This is a genomic window from Adhaeretor mobilis, from assembly GCF_007741515.1.
In the GTDB taxonomy this organism is placed as follows: Bacteria; Planctomycetota; Planctomycetia; order Pirellulales; family Lacipirellulaceae; genus Adhaeretor; species Adhaeretor mobilis.
Genome location: NZ_CP036263.1, coordinates 5,553,634 through 5,570,853, shown reverse-complemented (window position 1 = coordinate 5,570,853; position 17,220 = coordinate 5,553,634). Strand labels below are relative to the sequence as shown.

At 57.5% G+C, this 17,220-nt stretch carries 16 protein-coding genes; 12 read left to right on the top strand and 4 right to left on the bottom strand.

Annotation, left to right across the window (positions count from 1 at the left end; genetic code table 11):
• Window positions 1-353: 353 nt before the first annotated feature.
• From HG15A2_RS21925 to HG15A2_RS21900, 7 genes are all read left to right on the top strand, one after another.
• Entirely contained in the window at window positions 354-1,370 is a 1,017-nt protein-coding gene (locus HG15A2_RS21925) for a hypothetical protein (protein WP_145063340.1), read from the top strand.
• Between the two features lie 77 nt (window positions 1,371-1,447).
• Window positions 1,448-1,921, top strand: coding sequence for a capsid cement protein (locus HG15A2_RS21920; RefSeq protein WP_145063338.1), 474 nt, complete (start codon window positions 1,448-1,450; stop codon window positions 1,919-1,921).
• A gap of 92 nt (window positions 1,922-2,013) precedes the next feature.
• Window positions 2,014-3,171: a phage major capsid protein gene (locus HG15A2_RS21915; RefSeq protein ID WP_145063336.1), complete on the top strand. Its 1,158-nt coding sequence runs from the start codon at window positions 2,014-2,016 to the stop codon at window positions 3,169-3,171.
• A gap of 115 nt (window positions 3,172-3,286) precedes the next feature.
• The gene (locus HG15A2_RS24910) at window positions 3,287-3,412 is read left to right on the top strand and encodes a hypothetical protein (RefSeq protein WP_261342141.1); all 126 of its coding nucleotides are present in this window, start codon (window positions 3,287-3,289) and stop codon (window positions 3,410-3,412) included.
• Window positions 3,412-3,810, top strand: coding sequence for a hypothetical protein (locus tag HG15A2_RS21910; RefSeq protein WP_145063334.1), 399 nt, complete (start codon window positions 3,412-3,414; stop codon window positions 3,808-3,810). Before HG15A2_RS24910 ends, HG15A2_RS21910 begins: the two co-directional genes overlap by 1 nt.
• Window positions 3,810-4,037 (top strand): hypothetical protein, encoded by a 228-nt coding sequence (locus HG15A2_RS21905; protein ID WP_145063331.1) that lies wholly within the window; start codon window positions 3,810-3,812, stop codon window positions 4,035-4,037. The genes HG15A2_RS21910 and HG15A2_RS21905 overlap by 1 nt, the downstream gene beginning before the upstream one ends.
• A complete protein-coding gene (locus HG15A2_RS21900) occupies window positions 4,034-4,678 on the top strand; it encodes a hypothetical protein (protein WP_145063329.1) in 645 nt (214 codons plus the stop codon). The genes HG15A2_RS21905 and HG15A2_RS21900 overlap by 4 nt, the downstream gene beginning before the upstream one ends.
• A 102-nt stretch (window positions 4,679-4,780) precedes the next feature.
• Here the strand turns inward: HG15A2_RS21900 and HG15A2_RS21895 are convergent, their stop codons facing one another.
• From HG15A2_RS21895 to HG15A2_RS21880, 4 genes are all read right to left on the bottom strand, one after another.
• Window positions 4,781-5,377, bottom strand: a complete 597-nt coding sequence (locus tag HG15A2_RS21895) for a helix-turn-helix domain-containing protein (protein WP_145063327.1) — start codon at window positions 5,375-5,377, stop codon at window positions 4,781-4,783.
• A 423-nt stretch (window positions 5,378-5,800) separates the two neighbouring features.
• Window positions 5,801-8,008, bottom strand: coding sequence for an alpha-glucan family phosphorylase (gene glgP, locus HG15A2_RS21890; RefSeq protein WP_145063325.1), 2,208 nt, complete (start codon window positions 8,006-8,008; stop codon window positions 5,801-5,803).
• Window positions 8,009-8,227: 219 nt separating this feature from the next.
• The gene (locus HG15A2_RS21885; protein ID WP_145063323.1) at window positions 8,228-9,613 is read right to left on the bottom strand and encodes a DUF1552 domain-containing protein; all 1,386 of its coding nucleotides are present in this window, start codon (window positions 9,611-9,613) and stop codon (window positions 8,228-8,230) included.
• Window positions 9,614-9,661: 48 nt separating this feature from the next.
• A complete protein-coding gene (locus HG15A2_RS21880) occupies window positions 9,662-11,998 on the bottom strand; it encodes a DUF1592 domain-containing protein (protein WP_145063321.1) in 2,337 nt (778 codons plus the stop codon).
• A 175-nt stretch (window positions 11,999-12,173) separates the two neighbouring features.
• On the opposite strand from HG15A2_RS21880, the gene metF reads away from it, so the two are divergent.
• The 5 genes from metF (at window position 12,174) to HG15A2_RS21855 (ending at window position 17,158) form a co-directional block, all read left to right on the top strand.
• Window positions 12,174-13,073 (top strand): methylenetetrahydrofolate reductase [NAD(P)H], encoded by a 900-nt coding sequence (metF, locus tag HG15A2_RS21875; RefSeq protein WP_246117825.1) that lies wholly within the window; start codon window positions 12,174-12,176, stop codon window positions 13,071-13,073.
• A gap of 201 nt (window positions 13,074-13,274) precedes the next feature.
• Complete coding sequence (locus tag HG15A2_RS21870; protein ID WP_145063319.1) at window positions 13,275-14,813, top strand: serine/threonine-protein kinase; 1,539 nt, start codon at window positions 13,275-13,277, stop codon at window positions 14,811-14,813.
• A 266-nt stretch (window positions 14,814-15,079) separates the two neighbouring features.
• On the top strand, window positions 15,080-15,577 hold the full coding sequence (locus tag HG15A2_RS21865) for a T6SS immunity protein Tdi1 domain-containing protein (protein WP_145063317.1): 498 nt from the start codon (window positions 15,080-15,082) through the stop codon (window positions 15,575-15,577).
• 156 nt (window positions 15,578-15,733) lie between these two features.
• A complete protein-coding gene (locus HG15A2_RS21860; RefSeq protein ID WP_145063315.1) occupies window positions 15,734-16,540 on the top strand; it encodes a DUF2971 domain-containing protein in 807 nt (268 codons plus the stop codon).
• A gap of 120 nt (window positions 16,541-16,660) precedes the next feature.
• Window positions 16,661-17,158: an immunity 53 family protein gene (locus HG15A2_RS21855; protein WP_145063313.1), complete on the top strand. Its 498-nt coding sequence runs from the start codon at window positions 16,661-16,663 to the stop codon at window positions 17,156-17,158.
• Window positions 17,159-17,220: the final 62 nt, after the last annotated feature.

The window sequence follows — 17,220 nt, the reverse complement described above, 5'->3', positions numbered from 1 at the left end:
AAAGTAAATAAGTAAGAAAGAGTTCGTTGAGACACTCACGCTCTGGGGCTCTTCGCGTCGACTTGTAGTGTTGAAAGTTGGCTTCTCCGCGCTCTTCGCGCTCTTTGCGGTTCCCAATGTTTTGCCATAAGGATTTGCCACACACCGCGCCTCGGGATGTGGCGGGCCAACGAAGGTGCGAAACTAAGGCACTCTAGACAAATTTGAAACGGTATCCAGTTGCGAGCCCACTTCCGGTGGGTATCGCACCGAGCCTCGCCCTTTGCTTTCTTCGGAATCGCAGGGGGCGAGGCTTTTTTCTTGTCATGATCCCAACCGATAACGGACCCCAAATCGATAGGAGCGACATGCTTATGAACCAAGAACCTAAGGCTCGGCAACTCGAGTTGCCGTTTGACAACCCACCAGGAAACACTTCGCTGGAGGAACCGATTAGCGAGTATGTCGATTCGCGCGGCGTCAGGTTGCGCGTGGATGCTGCGGGGGGTGTGCTGCGGGGCGTGAAGCTCATTGGTAGGCACTCGAAGAATGGGCGCGAGTATCGCGAATCGACCCTGCGTCAGGCGGCGGCACTCTACGAGGAAGCGAAAGTGAATGTGAATCACCCGGCCGGCGGAACGCTGGTGCCGCGCGATTATCGCGATCGTCTGGGCGTGATTCGTGATGTGCAATACGTTGGTGCCGGCACTGAGCAGAGCGGCCTGTTTGGCGATCTGCATTTCAATCCGAAGCATCCGCTGGCTGAGCAATTGGTGTGGGACGCGCAGCACAACCCGCGGAATGTGGGCTTCTCGCACAATGTGCTCGCACGACTCACGCGGGAAGACTCGCAAACGGTGGTCGAAGAGATTACCCACGTGAGGAGTGTCGATCTGGTGGCCGATCCGGCTACGACGCACGGGCTGTTTGAATCGCAAGCCGATCCGCAAGAGGCGAGTGATGCTGCCAGTTCGGTTGCTACCGGTGCGGCCAATTTCGATGGACTTACGCTGGAGACATTGCGATTGCATCGGCCCGACTTGTGTGCTGAAGCAGAACGCACGTTGCGCGAGCAACTCGATCTCGCGAAGTCGCAAGCAACAGTGGCTTCGCGCGATTTGAAGATTCATCAGCTAGCGCAGCAGCACGGCTTGGTTGCTAGCGGGTCGCGTTCAGTCGAGGAATCTCTCGGCGAGCGTCTGTTCGCCACCCTGCGAGCGATCTCTGAGGAGGAGCTCCCCGCACTGATTGCCGAACGAGCAGCGTTGTTGCGCCGTCCGCGGAGCGTCGACCAGCTAAGCCTGCTAGCGAGCGACACAACGGAAGTTGCCAGCGCCGGCGAGTTTGCCCAGGCGATCAAAGCAAGTTCGCTAGTCGGCAACGTGCGCTGAGAGGCTTCCGGACTAACACCTATCCCCCTAACACCTATCCCCTAACACTTATCCCCCAACCTACCGAGGAAAACCCTATGTCAAATGTTATGCGATGGCGCTACGGCGATACCAATCCCGTGCTACTACCTGCGGGCGAGTCTCAAGTGATTGAAATTGGCGACTTGGTTTACTTGAGCAACGGGCAAGCGGTGGCCGCTTCGGAACTGTCTGACCAAGGCACCAAGGCTGCCAATCAGGAGGCGTTGCACGACGATTTTGTCGGCGTCGCGATGCAGGCTTCTCCCTCCGGCGATACGACTCCGGTGCGAATCGCCACCAGCGGAGTGTTTGAGTACCCGATGCTCAGCGCGACCGTCGAGCTGGGTGAGCTGATCGGCGTGGCGGAAGACGGTCTGGGCACGGAGCTACTCTCCCAAGAAGTCGAGGCGGTGGCCACGACGAACTTGGCAATCGGTCGCTGCGCTCGCCAGGTGAACCCGGCCGGCGAACGTGTGTTGATGGACATCGTGAGCACGATTATGCGCGGCGGAGTGCAAGGGGCGGCGTAAATCCTCTATGTCCTCGTTCCCACGCGGGAGCGTGGGAACGAGGTTGGGTGGTACGAAAAGCGGAAAACAAAACTTCTACCAAAAGGATCAACATGTCTCTGAACTATCGAGAATTGCGGCGGCGCTACGAAGCGGATGGTGCTGATCGCACGGTGCAACATCTGAGCGAGGCGCTTACTTCGGGCGATCTGCAGGCGGAAGACTTTAGCCTGCGCGACTTGGCCGAAGCGCTGGTGCCAGACGGCCGCCATTGGGTGCGGCTGTTGGACCCGCGTGCCGGCGGCGCGGTGAGCGTCACTGAAGCGGACGGTGTCGATGTGACGGCTTTCTTGAATGTCGCCGGGCAGGTGATCTACTCGAAAATTCTCGACGCCTACACGCAGGAAGCGTTCGTGGCGAGCAAGCTGGTCGAAACGATTCCGACGCGACTCGACGGCGAGAAAATCCCCGGTGCTACCAAGCTGGGCGACGTTGCTGAGGAAGTCGCCCCGGGGATGCCGTACCCGCACTTTGGTTTCGGCGAGGACTACATCGAAACCCCGTCGACTTCCAAACGGGGCTTCATTGTGCCGGTGACCAAGGAGGCGATTTTCTTCGACCGCACGCACTTGGTACTGAGTCGTGCGGCCGAGGTGGGTGAAGCGCTTGGGCTGAGCAAAGAGAAGCGATTGCTGGACGTGGTGATCGGCGCGACCAACAACTACAAGCCTAACGGCACTGCGTTGGATACGTATCAAACCAGCGGGCCGTGGAAGAACGAGCTGGCTTCGAATGAGTTGGTCGATTGGACTAGCGTGGATGCGGCCGAGCAACTGTTTGCAGAGATTCTCGACCCGGACACCGACGAGCCTGTGTTGGTGAGTGGTACGACGGTGCTGGTGATGCCTGCCTATCGCCACGCTGCGAATCGGGTGTTCAACGCGGCAGAAATTACCTACGCGGCAGCCGGTTCGGAAACCACGACGACCGCCACCAACCCGCTGGGCAGTTACCGCGTGCGGGAGAGCCGGCTAGCGTATCGGCGTGTGTTGGCGACTGAGGAAGCTGCCGACGACGCGAAGAAGTGGTGGTTCCTGGGCGACTTCCGCAAGGCGTTTGCCTACATGGAGAATTGGCCGATCACCGTGACACAAGCTCCCCTGGGTAGCGAGGCAGACTTCAACAACGACGTGGTGCTGCGCTTCAAAGCGAGCGAACGAGGCGCCGCCGCGGTGATGAACCCGCGCTTTGTGGTGAAGTGTACGGGGTAGGCGGCGTTTTCTTAAAGTGCATGACATCTGTAGGGAACGCCCCGGGCCAGTGGGTTTAAATGCCACCGAAGGCGTTCCTTACAGTTTTCCCTTCCACAACTCAGGAGCAAACATCATGTCAGCAGCCTATGAGGTGGTCGTCGCAGGAGCGAGTGCAGGCGAAGTTGCCACTACCGGTGCGACGTGGGCGGAACTGGCGGATGAATCCCAATCCAAACTCGCAGGCGAGGTAATTGTTTAATGTCCAACGCACGAGATATTCCCGGAGCGGTCTTTCGCGACGGTACGGCAACGCTGCTGGCGCGGATCGTCGATGCGGACGACTCGCCGGTCACGCAGAGCTCGCTAACGGCAGCCGAGTATTCCATCTTTCAAATCGACCCGCGCGATCCGGCAACGCAGTCGGTGGTGACGGGGCACGATGGGCAGGCGCTCGTGATCGCGGACGTGATTTTCGACACGTTGCAAACCGGTGCGCCCTGGAGTATCGATGAAACAGGCTACAACTTCCGACATGAGATCGATATTTCTACCGATTCGGCTTTCCCCGCGGCAGGCGCTGTCTACCAGGTGCGTTACGAACTGACCCCGGTGACTGGGCAGCCCATTGTCTTTCGCTTTGAACTGAGGTGCCTCTAATGGCTGACGAAACGACCACCCAAGAACAGCTGGCAACTATTCGCACGCAAACGCTCGCCCAGCTCATCGAGTTGCGCGCCAACCCGAAGCCGACGTATTGGCTTGACGGGCAGCGCGTGCTGTGGAGCGAGTATATCGAAACGCTCGAACGCACTGTGGACTGGTGCGATCGCAAACTCGTCGAGTGCCAGCCTTTTGAGATTCGCACGGAAGGAACGACCGGATGATTGACCTCGATCTGACCGATGATTTTGCAACGGTTGTCGATTTTCTGGAGCCGTTGACGCTCGCGCGAAACGATTCTCCCAGCACGACGGCCATTGCTGCGGCGCGGCGCTACACATTCACAACGACTGAAGCCGCGCCCAGTGCCGGTGCTGCGACCGCTGCTGATGCGCTCTGGCGATTTGTCTTCCCCGCGGGCGATGCCAAGCCGACACTGGGCGACGTGCTGGTGGATGGGCTCGGGCATCGCTGGACGATTCTTGCGAGCAAGCAACTGGAGGCGGTTGGCCTGTGGGAATGCGAAACGCGCGAGCTGCGCATCGCCTACGGGCTGAGCGACCGCGTCGACGTAGAGCGGGCCGTGTGGGTCGACAACGAAGGCGAGCTGGAGATCGAAAGCTGGACGTACATCGCAACGGCTGTGCCGGTGAGAATTCAGCCGGTGGAAACCCTCGTCGATCGCACGGCCACACCGCCGACAAGCACGACGCGCTTGGAAATACTCTTCGGCGGCGCGATCGAACTGGAGCCCGAAGATCGGCTCGTGGGCGAAGACGGCACGGTCTACTGGTTGGAGAAGCTGGAGCAGGCGGAGCGGATCGACGTGCTGCCTGTGGCAACGGTGGTGCGGGAAGAGGGGTGAGGTTGGACCGGATTACTGGATCGACTGGATTTACGAGATGAGTGTTTCTTATCCAGTCGATCCTCGTTCCCACGCTCCTGCGTGGGAACGAGGTTAACATCCTTAACTCTCCACGCTCGCCCGTTTGTAGAGCATCGCGATGAATTCGCGCAGCAAGTCCGCTTGGTCGGTTTCTAGGAGCAGGGCTGCGCGGTTGAGGAGCTCGCGGCGCTCGTTCATTGCTTGGGCGGTGGCGAGCGTGCCCGCTTCGGTGAGTTCGCCGCCGACGCCTCGGTGGCTGCACAGCTCGGCGAGGTCTTGCTCGTTCCAATCGGCGAAGATTTCCGGGTGGCGCTCGACGGTAGCGACGGCTGTGGGGTTGGTGGCCCGATTGAATGCTGCGCGCTGCAATTGGCCTTTTTGAATTGACTGCTGAGCAGCGCGGGATGGCTCGCGAAAGAGCTCGTCGGTCGTGACGCCCAGGCCGGTGGCCAGCTTGTGGAGCGTGCGCGCATGCGGGCGGGTTTTCTCGCGGAGGATGCTGCGCAGCGTGCGTTCATCCAGCCCAGTAGCCTCGACCACCTCGGCCAAGGTCATGTTGAAGCGGGCCATCAAGCGCCGCACATTCGCCCCGTAGAGCGTGCCGCGAGGGGAATCGAGCGTGCCGCGTGGGGAGTCGTAGATCGCGGGCGGCGGGGAAGAGTGAGCAGGGATCGCCATAATGTACGTGTGTACACTATTTAGGCTAAGAAGTCAAGCTGCTTGAGAATGCGTGTCTGGCAATACTTTCTGGCAAGACTATTTCTTAACCACTAAGAACACAAAGAACACGAAGATCGCAAAAAAATGAGTTTCACGCGATTCCGAAAATCTAGGCATCTCTAGCGTGGATAGGTGATTCTGGCGAGCAGAGTTTTTGTGATCTTCGTGTTCTTTGTGGTTCTAAACCTTGGGCCCTTAAGATTTCCCACACTCGAGAATCCGGGTGGCGGCGACACAGCGAAGCACTACCCAATAGTAGGCAGCAGCGAACCCGAGCCGAGGAGCGTTGGCAGTCGGGTGCGTTGTCTGGAGTCTACCCCATCTGGAGTCTACACGACGTCCTGCGGCTGTCGGCTCGGGAGAGCTTCACTGAGCAAGTCGTTACCGCACGCTCATATCCGAGCTCACGCCGCCGGCGGCAACTAGGTACGCTTTCTCAACGTAGTCAGTCACCATGCGATGCGCGCTAAAGCGGGCTGCGAGGGTGGCGATGCTGTTGGCCATGTGCTCGATCCAGCCAAGGGGCAGGCCGTCGGCATCGCGGTCGTAGAAGAGCGGGATGACTTCGTTCTCCAGCACCTGCATTAAGTGCTCGCCGTCGCGCTCGTCGCCCGTCTCTACGTTGGCGTGGGAAGTGCCGTGGCCGATGGCGAAACCGTTCTTGCCGTTGTAGGCTTCCGCCCACCAACCGTCTAAGACGGAGAAGTTCAATCCGCCGTTGAGGACGACTTTCTCTCCACTGGTGCCGGAGGCTTCCAGCGGGCGACGCGGGTTGTTCAACCACACATCGACGCCCTGCACCAAGTGCCGACCTACGTTGATATCGTAGTCTTCGACGAATACGACACGGCCAGCAAAGCGAGGATCGTGCCGGAGGTTGGCAATTCCCTGGATGAGCTTCTTGCCAGGCTCGTCGGCCGGGTGGGCCTTGCCGGCGAAGATGAACTGCACGGGGCGATTCTCGTCGTTCACGATCTTCGCCAAGCGATCCAAGTCTTGCATGAAGAGGTCGGCCCGTTTGTACGTGGCAAACCGACGCGCGAAACCGATTGTCAGCGCGTTGGGGTCGAGGATGTTGCGCGAGGCTTCGACGATGGATTCGTCCTCGTTGCGGCGCCGGCACTGACGGCTTACGCGGCGGCGCACGAACTCTATACAGCGAGCCTTCAGGGCGTTGTGCGTTTCCCAAAGCTCACCCGGATCGACATCAAAAATGGGCTGCCAGGTGTCTGGGTTGCCCATGTTCTTGACCCAGTCGTTCTCGAAGTATTTGTCGTACAACATGTGCATGGGGTAGGCCAACCAACTGGGGATATGCACGCCGTTGGTGATGTGCCCGATGGGAACTTCCTCTTCCACGCGCCATGGCCAGAGGTGGGCCCACATGCGCCGGGAGACTTGCCCATGGAGGGAGCTGACGGCGTTGGCGCGGCGAGAAAGTTTCAAGCCGATGACCGTCATGCAGAAGGTTTCCCCTTCGTTCTGGGGTTCGACACGCCCCAGGCCCATGAGTTGATCGTAAGAGATACCCAGCTTCTCGCGGAGTGGGCCGAGATGCTCTTCGATGAGCTTGCCGTCGAAACGATCGTGACCGGCCGGCACAGGTGTGTGCGTTGTGAACACGGTGTGCGAGGCGACTTCGCGGAGTGCTTCGTCGAAGACGAGGCCGTCGTCTACCATGCGTTCGCGAATGACTTCCAGCGGAGCGAAGCCGCTGTGGCCTTCGTTGAGGTGATAGACGCCCGGCTTGATGCCCAACTCACGAAGTGCCCGAACGCCGCCCACGCCGAGGACCAGTTCCTGGCGAATGCGTGTACGTGTGTCGCCACCGTACAAGCGGGACGTGAGTTCGCGATCTTCCGGGCTGTTGCCTTCCACGTCGCAATCCAACAAGTAAAGCGAGATGCGGCCGACATTCATTTTCCAAAGCTTCGCGAAGATTGATTCCCCGCGAGTTTTCACTTCGACGGTGATCGGCTTGCCCTCAGGACAGCGCGCTTGCTCCATGGGCAAGTTTTCGACCTTGGTGTCGAGATACTCTTCCTCTTGCAGGCCTTCCGAGTTGAGATGCTGCTTGAAGTATCCTTGGTCGTAGAACAGGCCAATTGCAACGAGCGGCACGCCCAGTCCGCTGGCGCTCTTGATGTGATCGCCCGAGAGCACGCCCAAACCACCACTGTAGATGGGTGCCGACTCGTGAATGCCAAACTCGGCAGAGAAATAAGCGACCGGGTGTGAACCAAGCACGCCTGCATTGCGAGCGCCCCAAGTGCTTCGTTCATCTGCCAGATAATCTTTCAATCGGCGATGGGCCTGATTGATGCGTGTGTAGAGCACCATTTCGTTGGCCCGTTGAGATACCTGATCGGGGGTCATTTCCGAAAGCAACGCGATGGGGCTGTGATCGAGTTGACGCCAGCGCACGGGATCGAGATCGCGGAACAGATTGATCACCTCGGGGTGCCAACTCCACCACAAGTTGCGGGCGAGGGTCATGCACTTGTCGTACAAGGCCTGCGGAGTGATTTCGGTCCAGTTCGTGCGTTCAAGATTCGATGCGGTGGTGGAGGGGAGTTGCGTTTGGCTCATGGCGAGGCTTCCGAGGGGGGAGACTTCGAGTTGGGTGGCTACTGTTTGAATTCGACTAGCATCGGAATCGCGGAGCGACATCCTTGCCAATCCAAGAACCGGCGATTATAGCGGAATTGGCGTATTCCGCGACGCCCAAACCACCGGGAAACAAGTTTCTTCGGGCGGCGGCGATGGCAATCTGGGAAGAGTTGTGTGGTGTTTTGGAGGATCGCCACATCACACCAACGGCAACGCACCTGTGCTGTCGGCCACCTGCGTAGCCGGCACGCCGGCTTTCTGCAGCAGGCTCAAGTGCAAGTTCATAAGCGGCGTTTTCGGCTTGAAGCGGCGATGCGTTCCGCCGCGCACGATGCTGCCATCAGTCGCCCCTCCGCCACCTGCCACGACGATCGGCAAGTCGTCGTGATTGTGGCGATTGCCGTCGCTAATGCCACTGCCATAAACGACTAGCGACTGGTCGAGCAGCGTGCCAGCGCCGTCGGCAATCGAATCGAGGCGCTTCAAGAAGTAGGCGAGTTGTTCGACGTGATACTTGTTAATCTGCGCAATCTGCTTGAGGTTGGCCGCATCGTTCTTGTGGTGCGATAGGATGTGGTGCCCTTGCCGCACGCCGATAGGTTCGTAATTGATATTGCTCCCCGCGCGGCCGAACATAAGCGTGCCGACGCGGGTCATGTCCGTTTGAAATGCGAGCACGAGCATGTCGGTCATTAATCGCAAGTGCTCCGCGTAATCTTCCGGTACCCCGGCGGGGCGTTCGAAGCCGTCGCCGGTCCAGTCGCCTTTTCGCAAGACTTGGGCCGAGCGAACGCGAGTCTCTACCTCGCGCACGCCGTCGAGATACTCTGCCAGCTTGTGTCGATCGGCACCGCTGAGGTTTCGCTGTAGCGCTCTAGCATCTTCTTGAACCAAGTCGAGAACGCTGCGGCGTTGCGCTTGGCGGATATGCCGCGACTGCGCCTGTTCAGCCGGTTTGCCGGAGCTGAATAAGCGATCGAACACCAACTGGGGGTTGGTTTCCTGCATCGTTGGCGTGTTGGGCGTTCGCCAGGAAATATTATTTGAGTACGCACAGCTATAGCCGCTGTCGCAACGCCCGGTATTGCGACCCTTCTCGACGCCCAGTTCGAGCGAGGCAAACCGTGTGCTTTCCGCAAAGTGCTGAGCGGCAAGTTGATCGACTGACACGCCCACACGAATTCCCTTGCCGTCAGTTTTCTCTGGGTGCATTCCTGTGAGAAACGTTGAAGCGTTGCGGGCATGATCGCCGGCCCCATCCCCATGAGCCCAACCGGCGTCGTTGGCGAGGCCTGAAATCACCTGCACTTTGCTGCGTAACGGAGCGAGCGGTTTGAGCGTTTCCGACCAGCGAAAGTCTGCGCCTTCACTCTCGGGCGTCCACGCTGCCATGTTCGCACCGTTGGGAATGAACATGAAAGCCATGCGCACAGGCGCCTTCGCTGCACTGGTAGCTGCCCACAGGTTGCGAGGCAACGTGCTTGGCAAGAACGGCAAAGCGAGCGCCGTGCCAAGCCCGCGCAGGCTGAGTCCCTTAAGAAAGCTGCGCCGGGTTGCTTGGTCGTATTGCGGTGGGTTGTTCATAGCAATTCACTTGGTTGTGTTCGGCTCGGGGCGGGGATCTCGCTGGGTTTATTCTCTCACAACATCTTCACGTTGCTGGAATGGCGCGCTATCCACCACTGCGTGAATCATCGCTGCTAGGTTGTCGTCGTTTTGCTTAGTCGCCTCGGCAATCTCATTGACGGCACACTCATCATGGTACTCTAAGCCGCGGCCCAGGGCGTAGGTCAGCAGTTGTGCGGCCAAAGCACGGCGCACGACGTCGAAGTCTTCCAGCAACACCTCCTGCAGCCCTAGTGCACCGGTAAGCTCACGCCCGTCGGGCAGTTTGCCGCTGACGTCGATTGGCTGGTTGTTCTCAAGTTCTCGGTAGGCCCCCAGGGCATCGAAGTTCTCCAGGGCGAACCCTAGCGGATCCATACGTATGTGACAGGTTGCGCAGCCAGGATCCGCCCGGTGAAGCTCCAGTTGGGCGCGCAGTGACTGCGGTTTTTCTCCCGCTGGCTGCTTAGCCAGATCGGAAACCCCCGGTGGAGGGTCAGCCGGCGGATCGTTGAGTAAGTGATCGAGAATCCACTTGCCGCGCAGCACGGGTGAAGTGCGATCCACCAGTGAAACTACTGACAGCACGCTCCCTTGCGTGAGCAGCCCGCCGCGGCGCTCTTCTGGCAGGCGCAGCCGTTGGAAGGAATCAGGTGCCGCGTCTACGGGCCACACGACGCCATAATGCTTGGCAAGGCGCGCGTCGAGATAGCTCTCATCTGAAGAGAGCAAGCTGCTCAACGGCTTGTTGGTACTCAACATATCGCGGAGAAACAGGAACGTCTCGTCGCGCATCGATTGGGCGAGTGCCGGATCGTAGTCGGGAAATGCCTGCTTGTCTCGCTCTAAATTCTCTAGCCGGCGCGTTTCTAGCCACTGTTCTCCAAAGTGGCGCAAGAAGGCATCGCTACGATCACCTTCCAAGAGTCGATTGACTTGTTGATGCAACTGTTCGTACAGCTTGCCTTGATCAGCAAGTCGTCGCATCTCCTGATCGGGCATACTGAGCGTAAGGAAGTAACTGAGCCGGGTAGCCAGTTGGTGGTCGTTGAGTCGATATTTTTTATCTTTGTCGACGCCACCATCCGTCGGAGATTCGTCACGAAAGAGGAACTTCGGGGAAACGAGCACTCCTTGCAGTGCCGTCTGCATCGCGCGTCCGTAGGAATCGCCGCGTTCGTGCGAGGTGCCTACAAGTTTCAAGTAGCGATTGACTTCGTCATCGGTAGCTGGGCGGCGGAAGGCTTTTGAGACGAGTTCGTAAAGTTCCGTTCGCACCACCGGTTGCCAAGCATCAGGAGACCTCCATTGCTCGGGAGTTGGAGCTGAGGTGAGCAGCGTATCGCCTGCGGCGACTTTCTGTTTTTCTACGGGACCCACGACGGTCAGCGATAGTACGAATAGATTGCGATCGCGGCGCGATTCATCGACTGCATCAGGATGATAAAAGTCGTTAGTGAATTTAACCGATACCGTTTGCTTTCCCTTTTGCGCATCGAGAGGAATCACGTACGTGTGCGGATCATCCTGAGCTGCGGCTACTCCCAACACGCTCAGCGCTTGGCCACCCAGTTCAACGCGCATCTCTGCCAGTTCATTCGTATCGCCAGCCTGCGTGGCGTAGCAGCGCACGCGCAGGAAGTAACGCCCTTGCTTCGGGAAGTTGACCTTGGCTTGGATGGCTCCGTTGGTACTGAGCAGCCGTGTGTTGTCCGCGATCAATTGCCCGCCGCGCAATTGTCCTGCCATGTACTGACGACTTGGTTTGAGGATCGACTCTGGAGCTGAAATCGCCTCGGCTGAGATTTGCTCTGCGGCGACGAGGTACTTTTCAAGGAGTAGTGGCGAGAGTGATAGCACATCGCCATTGTTATCAAACCCGTAGCCCAGTTCATCGCGTGGGAAGATCTCTTGCACATCAATGGTCACACCGGTCAAGTCGCGGACCGTGTTCGCATACTCCGCACGATTGAGCCTACGCAACGTTACACGCCCAGGGCTTTGCGGTTGGCTACAATCGAGTGAATGCAATTCCGCATCGAGCCAGTCGGAAACTTGTTGCCGCTCGTCGGCCGCGGGCTGGTCGTACTCCTCGGGCGGCATCGAGCCGTCACGCAGGCGATTCAACACACGCAGCCAAGTGCGTCGCTCCCCGAGCAAAGGGCCCGCATCATTCAGTTGATCGAGCGCCACGCCGGCCTCGGCTTCTTCACCGGAGTGACAGTCGTAGCAATGGCTTTCCAACAGCGGAGTCAGCACATGCTCGCGCGCCGCACGAGGTTCTAGCGCCGGATGATTCTCCTGTGCTTCCGCAACAAGCGGCACGGAAAAAGCAATAAACAGAATGAAGCAGCGAATATGCACGGCAAAGAGCGTCGGGGGGAGGGGGATACCTAGGACGCAGGTGGGAGTTTCATTCTACAGTAATTCGGCGAGCGTGCAAAATTCGCCTAGGCAGTTCTCCTGTTGAGCGGCCTACGCGATTGCGGACCATCGCCCGTAGGCTTAAAGTGCAGTATTCCCCATTCCCCCGTTCCCGATGCAACCTTCCCACATGTCACTGTCCAATACCTACGGCCCCGGTCGGTTCGCGCTTTCCTTTGAACTATTTCCTCCGAAAACCGACGGTGGCGTTCGCGCGCTAGCTGGCCACGTGAGGGAGCTCATGAAGTTCAAGCCCAGCTACGTGACCTGCACCTATGGAGCTGGTGGTTCCACACAAAATCGCACGCTGGAAATCATCGGCGATGTGCGTAAACAGCATGGCGTAGCCGTCGCTACCCATTTGACCTGTGTGGGCAGCACCCGCGACCAGTTGCGTGATTATCTGCAACGCGCGCAAGGCTTGGGAATTGAGAATGTCGTGGCACTGCGAGGCGATCCTCCCCAAGGCGAAACCAAGTTTACGCCGGTGGCTGATGGGTTTTCGTACGCCAATGAGTTGGTCGCATTCATTCGCGGCGAATTCCCCGAGATGGGAGTCCTGGTGGCCGGCTATCCGGAAACACACCAAGAAGCGCCCAGCGCCGACGCCGACTTGGAAAACCTCAAACGCAAGGTCGATGCGGGCGGCGATGCCATCATCACGCAGCTGTTCTACGACAATGCCGACTTTTTCCGATTCCGCGAAAAGTGTGAAGAGCTAGGCATCACTGCGCCGATCATTCCAGGTCTGCTACCGGTAACCAACGGCGCACAGATTCAGCGCATCGCCAGTCTGTGTGGGGCTAAACTGCCAAGCGACTTCATTGCTGCCTTGGAGAAGTACGAAGACGATCCGGCAGGACAGTTTGAAGTTGGTGTGGATTTCGCCACCAAACAGTCCGCCGAACTGCTCGAAGCAGGCGTGCCCGGTATTCACTATTATGTGTTGAATAAATCCGAAGCGACGAAGCGCGTACTCGAAGCGGTTGAAGTTCCCGTGGGCACGCCTTCGTGAGTAACGAGCAAAGAATTTAGCCACGGATGACACGGATAGCACCGCTGATTTTACAGGAGACAACAGAGGGAACAGAGATGTAGGCCGTAACGAGTGGAGCGAGTTACAGCGAGGCGGCTGTTCCAAAGTATCCGTGCAATCAGTGTCATCAGTGACTAACAAGAACATTCCAGGATTCTCAGCGTCCCATCGCCAAATAATATGACTGACCTTACCGGCAAAACGCTTGGCGACTATTGCGTGCTACGTCAGCTGGGTGCTGGGGGGATGGCTGAGGTTTATTTGGCGAATCAGGAATCGCTCAGTCGGCAAGTGGCACTGAAAGTCTTGCAGCCTGCACTCGCCAGCGATGCCAGCTACGTGCAGCGTTTTACTAACGAAGCGCGGGCGGCCGCTTCGCTGGTCCATGCGAATATCGTGCAGATCTACGAAGTGGGGCGTGCTGAGGGCATTCACTTCATTGCCCAAGAATACGTGCCCGGGAAGAACCTCAGCGAAGTGCTCCGTAAGCAAGGCTCATTGCCGCCGCGACTGGTGCTAGATGTACTACGACAAGTGGCCGCGGCACTGCACAAGGCGTCTGAGCAGGGCATCGTCCACCGCGATATTAAGCCAGAGAACCTATTGCTCAGCTCCAGTGGCGAGGTGAAAGTTGCCGACTTTGGTCTCGCAAGGGTCTTGAATGTCGATGCCCAGGCACTCAGCAGTCCGGCGCTCACCCAGGTGGGCGTTGCTATGGGAACGCCGCTCTATATGAGCCCGGAGCAAATCGAAAGTCGCGATGTCGATTTTCGTAGCGACTTGTATTCACTCGGCGTAACCGCCTACCACTTGCTCGCTGGTGAGCCGCCGCACACGGGCGAGACGGCGCTCGCCATCGCGGTGCAACATTTGAACGTACAGCCGAAGCCCTTGCGTGAAGTGCGCGAAGATGTGCCTGCGGGAATGGTGCGAGTCATCAAGCGGCTCATGGCCAAGCAGCCTGCGGATCGCTACGACTCGCCCGCAGAGTTGCTCACGGAACTGCGGGAGTTGGCCTCTCAAGCGAAAGAGGAAGGCTGGGGGGACGGTCCCGAAAGCTGGCCACTGGCGGAGTGGATTTCAGGTGCCAATAGCTCAGGAAAAGGGAACTCAGCGAATGGAATGGCGAGTTCAAGTTCCTCGACCACTCGCAAGCTAAGCCAGGCGATGCAAACGCTCACTTCGCTTCAGCCGAGCAAGAGCAGCAGAATACGACGCTTTGTCTTAGTAGGTTGTGCGCTGCTTGCGGGTGGCTTGCTGAGTCTGGTGACGCGACCGAAGAACTACCTGCGCGGAAACGAACGTCCCGAGGTTGTGAAACGCGAGACGGCTTGGGAGCAGATTTACCAAGCCAATCTGGCCCCGAGCGAAGCTGCCTGGCAGGCCGTCGAGAAGTACTTCCCTGAGGCCGATGCCTACGAGAAGCAATTGGCCGAGCAGGGTCTCGTGCGTTACTACTTGCTGCTCTCTGAGGAGAACAAGAAGGCGCTCGCCAAGCTGCGAGAGCTCGATCGGAATACGCAACAGGGCGACGCGCCTGACGCGACCAACGCTTTCACGATTGCCGCTTTAGTCATTACCGAAGCCCGCCTAGGCAACGACGTACGCGCGCGAACTGAATTGGGCCGACTCACTACCGAGATGAGCGACTCGCTACGACGCAGCGACAGCCGGCTGTTTGAACTTCTCGACGCGACGCGCAAGCAGCTGGGTCAGTAGCCGCTTGTCGGCTCGGGGCGAAATAGACGAAAGCCTCATCAGATGAGAATTCTTGCTCAGATGACAGTGCCTTAGGAACTGCGTTCGGACGATGAAGCTGAGGTAGGGTAGGCATTTACCTCTCTACACTTTGCCATCATCCCGGCAGCATGCCAGAAGTGGACGATTTTGATACAATTACGGAGTCTGCTTATCCACACTTTTTGTAGATAAGCAGGTGTTATCTACATTTTTGTGTCTAATAACAAGTTAGGGCACTTTCGGGCATGCAACTCGCCACGAAGACGACATACCCAATCGAGCAACTGCTCGACGATTGGAGATGGCTTCTCCCAGACGATGTCGAGTTGGTCGTTATTACGAAGGCAGGCGATGCGTTCGTGCGTCGTTTAAGTGACGGTGCCATTCTGTGGCTTAACGTTGTTGAAGGGTCCGCCGATCAAGTGTCCGCATCGCTGGACGAATTCCAAGCGGCGATTACCGAGGAGCAACACATCGAAGCGTGGTTCATGCCGGACATCGTGCAAGGGCAGGCCCTGCTCGGCATGGACCCCGGCCAGAATGAATGCTTGAGTTTCAAGCAACCACCGGTCCTCGGCGGTCAACTTGATCCAGACAACATTGAAGTGACGGACATCGCGGTCCACTTTTCGGTCTCGGGCCAGATTCACCAGCAAGTGAAAGACCTGCCGCCCGGCACCAAGATCAATCAAGTGACAGTTGCCGAAGCCGAACAGAAGAAACCGTGGTGGCGTTTCTGGTAGTGCCCTAACCACCGGCTGCAGTTGACCGGCGACGCCCGCGAGTAGAATGAAGTTGTCGGTGGTACGCCCCCTCCCGCGGGCGGCCGGCAACTGAGCCTTTTACGTTATGTGGCACTTCAGGTTTAATCGCGACACGCTGCCAAACAATGGAAGCCGATGAAGCAACTATACAAATACACTCGAATCAACAACAACACGTCGAGTGCCTTGATCGAGGGATATGCGTGGTATCCGAAACCATCATCGTTAAATGACCCCTTCGACTGTGGACTGTCGCAGAGCCTTATGGGAAGTAACAATCAGTGGGGCGTCCTTTCATTGTCTGCAATAAGCGCGAACATTATGATGTGGTCGCATTATGCTGACTCACACAAAGGTGTGTGCATTGAATACACCGACTACACGGACGACCAGTTAAGCGAACTGCCGCTCAAATCCAATATCAATCCCTACGACGAAGAATACGACGAGCTACCCATCATTCGCAACGCGAGCCCAATCGAATATCTGTCAACAGCAGGGTTAAACGACCAACTTAAGCAGCTTCCTCAGAGCTTAGATGAATTCAACAGTGAGTTGAAGAAATATAACACTGGTCCGCCAACGCAGGAAAAATACGAGAACGGTTTCGTAATTCGAGGCATGAAGGCTTTGTTCATGAAACACGAGGATTGGAGTTACGAAAAGGAATATCGAATCGTAACTCAAGAAGGCAACAAGCCAATTTCTGCGCCAGGCGTCGTGACCACCATCTTCTTGGGAATGAATACATCAGAAATCCAATGCCAACATATTTATCGGATTGGGACTGAAATCGGCACTAAGGTGCTAAAAATGGAACGTGTTGCTAGTGCGTATGAACTTAGGCCCCGGGAATTGACGAAGACCGAAATGAAACGACCAAAATTGGATTTCAGCAGACCAATTAACAATTTCCTTCGAAAAATTGAAAACCAAGTTTGACGATACGTGAGAATAGCCAGATAACAAAACGATGCACGCGAAGCCGGGCTTGCGCGTGTTTTTGAAATGGAAGATCAACTGTCCCGGCTCGGTGATCTCAACCGTTAGGCGGCAAGACTAATGTCCGTGTTTGCCGACATAAACGACTGGTACTCTGCCCAATGCGATGGCGACTGGGAACATTCCTACGGCGTTGTCATTGAAACCCTCGACAATCCCGGTTGGTGGGTCAAGATCGACCTACGTGACACCATTCTCGAAGCCGCGCCTTACGCCGATTATTCGATCGGTGATGGCGACGACGATGCCTCATGGATTCAGTGCAAACGTGACCGAATGCAGTGGCACGGGATGGGTGATCCGAATCGTCTTGAAGAAATCCTTAAGCGATTTTTAGAGTGGGCCAAAGATCGTGACGATTGGCTTGCGGTTCCTGACGAGGCGGACCTAAAGCAACGTGACGACCTTGAGCTTTGGGAGTTGCTTGGCAAAAGTCGCGGCGAGGAGAAGTGTCGTCTCGATGACTGTCAGGATTGGAGGATTCGACATTCGGTTTTCTGCCGCATCCATCATTGGGAAAAAGTCTTGAAGCGTCGTTTGCCGGAAGGTGCCGCCTAACCACCGGCTGCAGTTGACCGGCTGCGCCCGCGATATGATGTTGTTGTCGGTTTGCAGCCTGC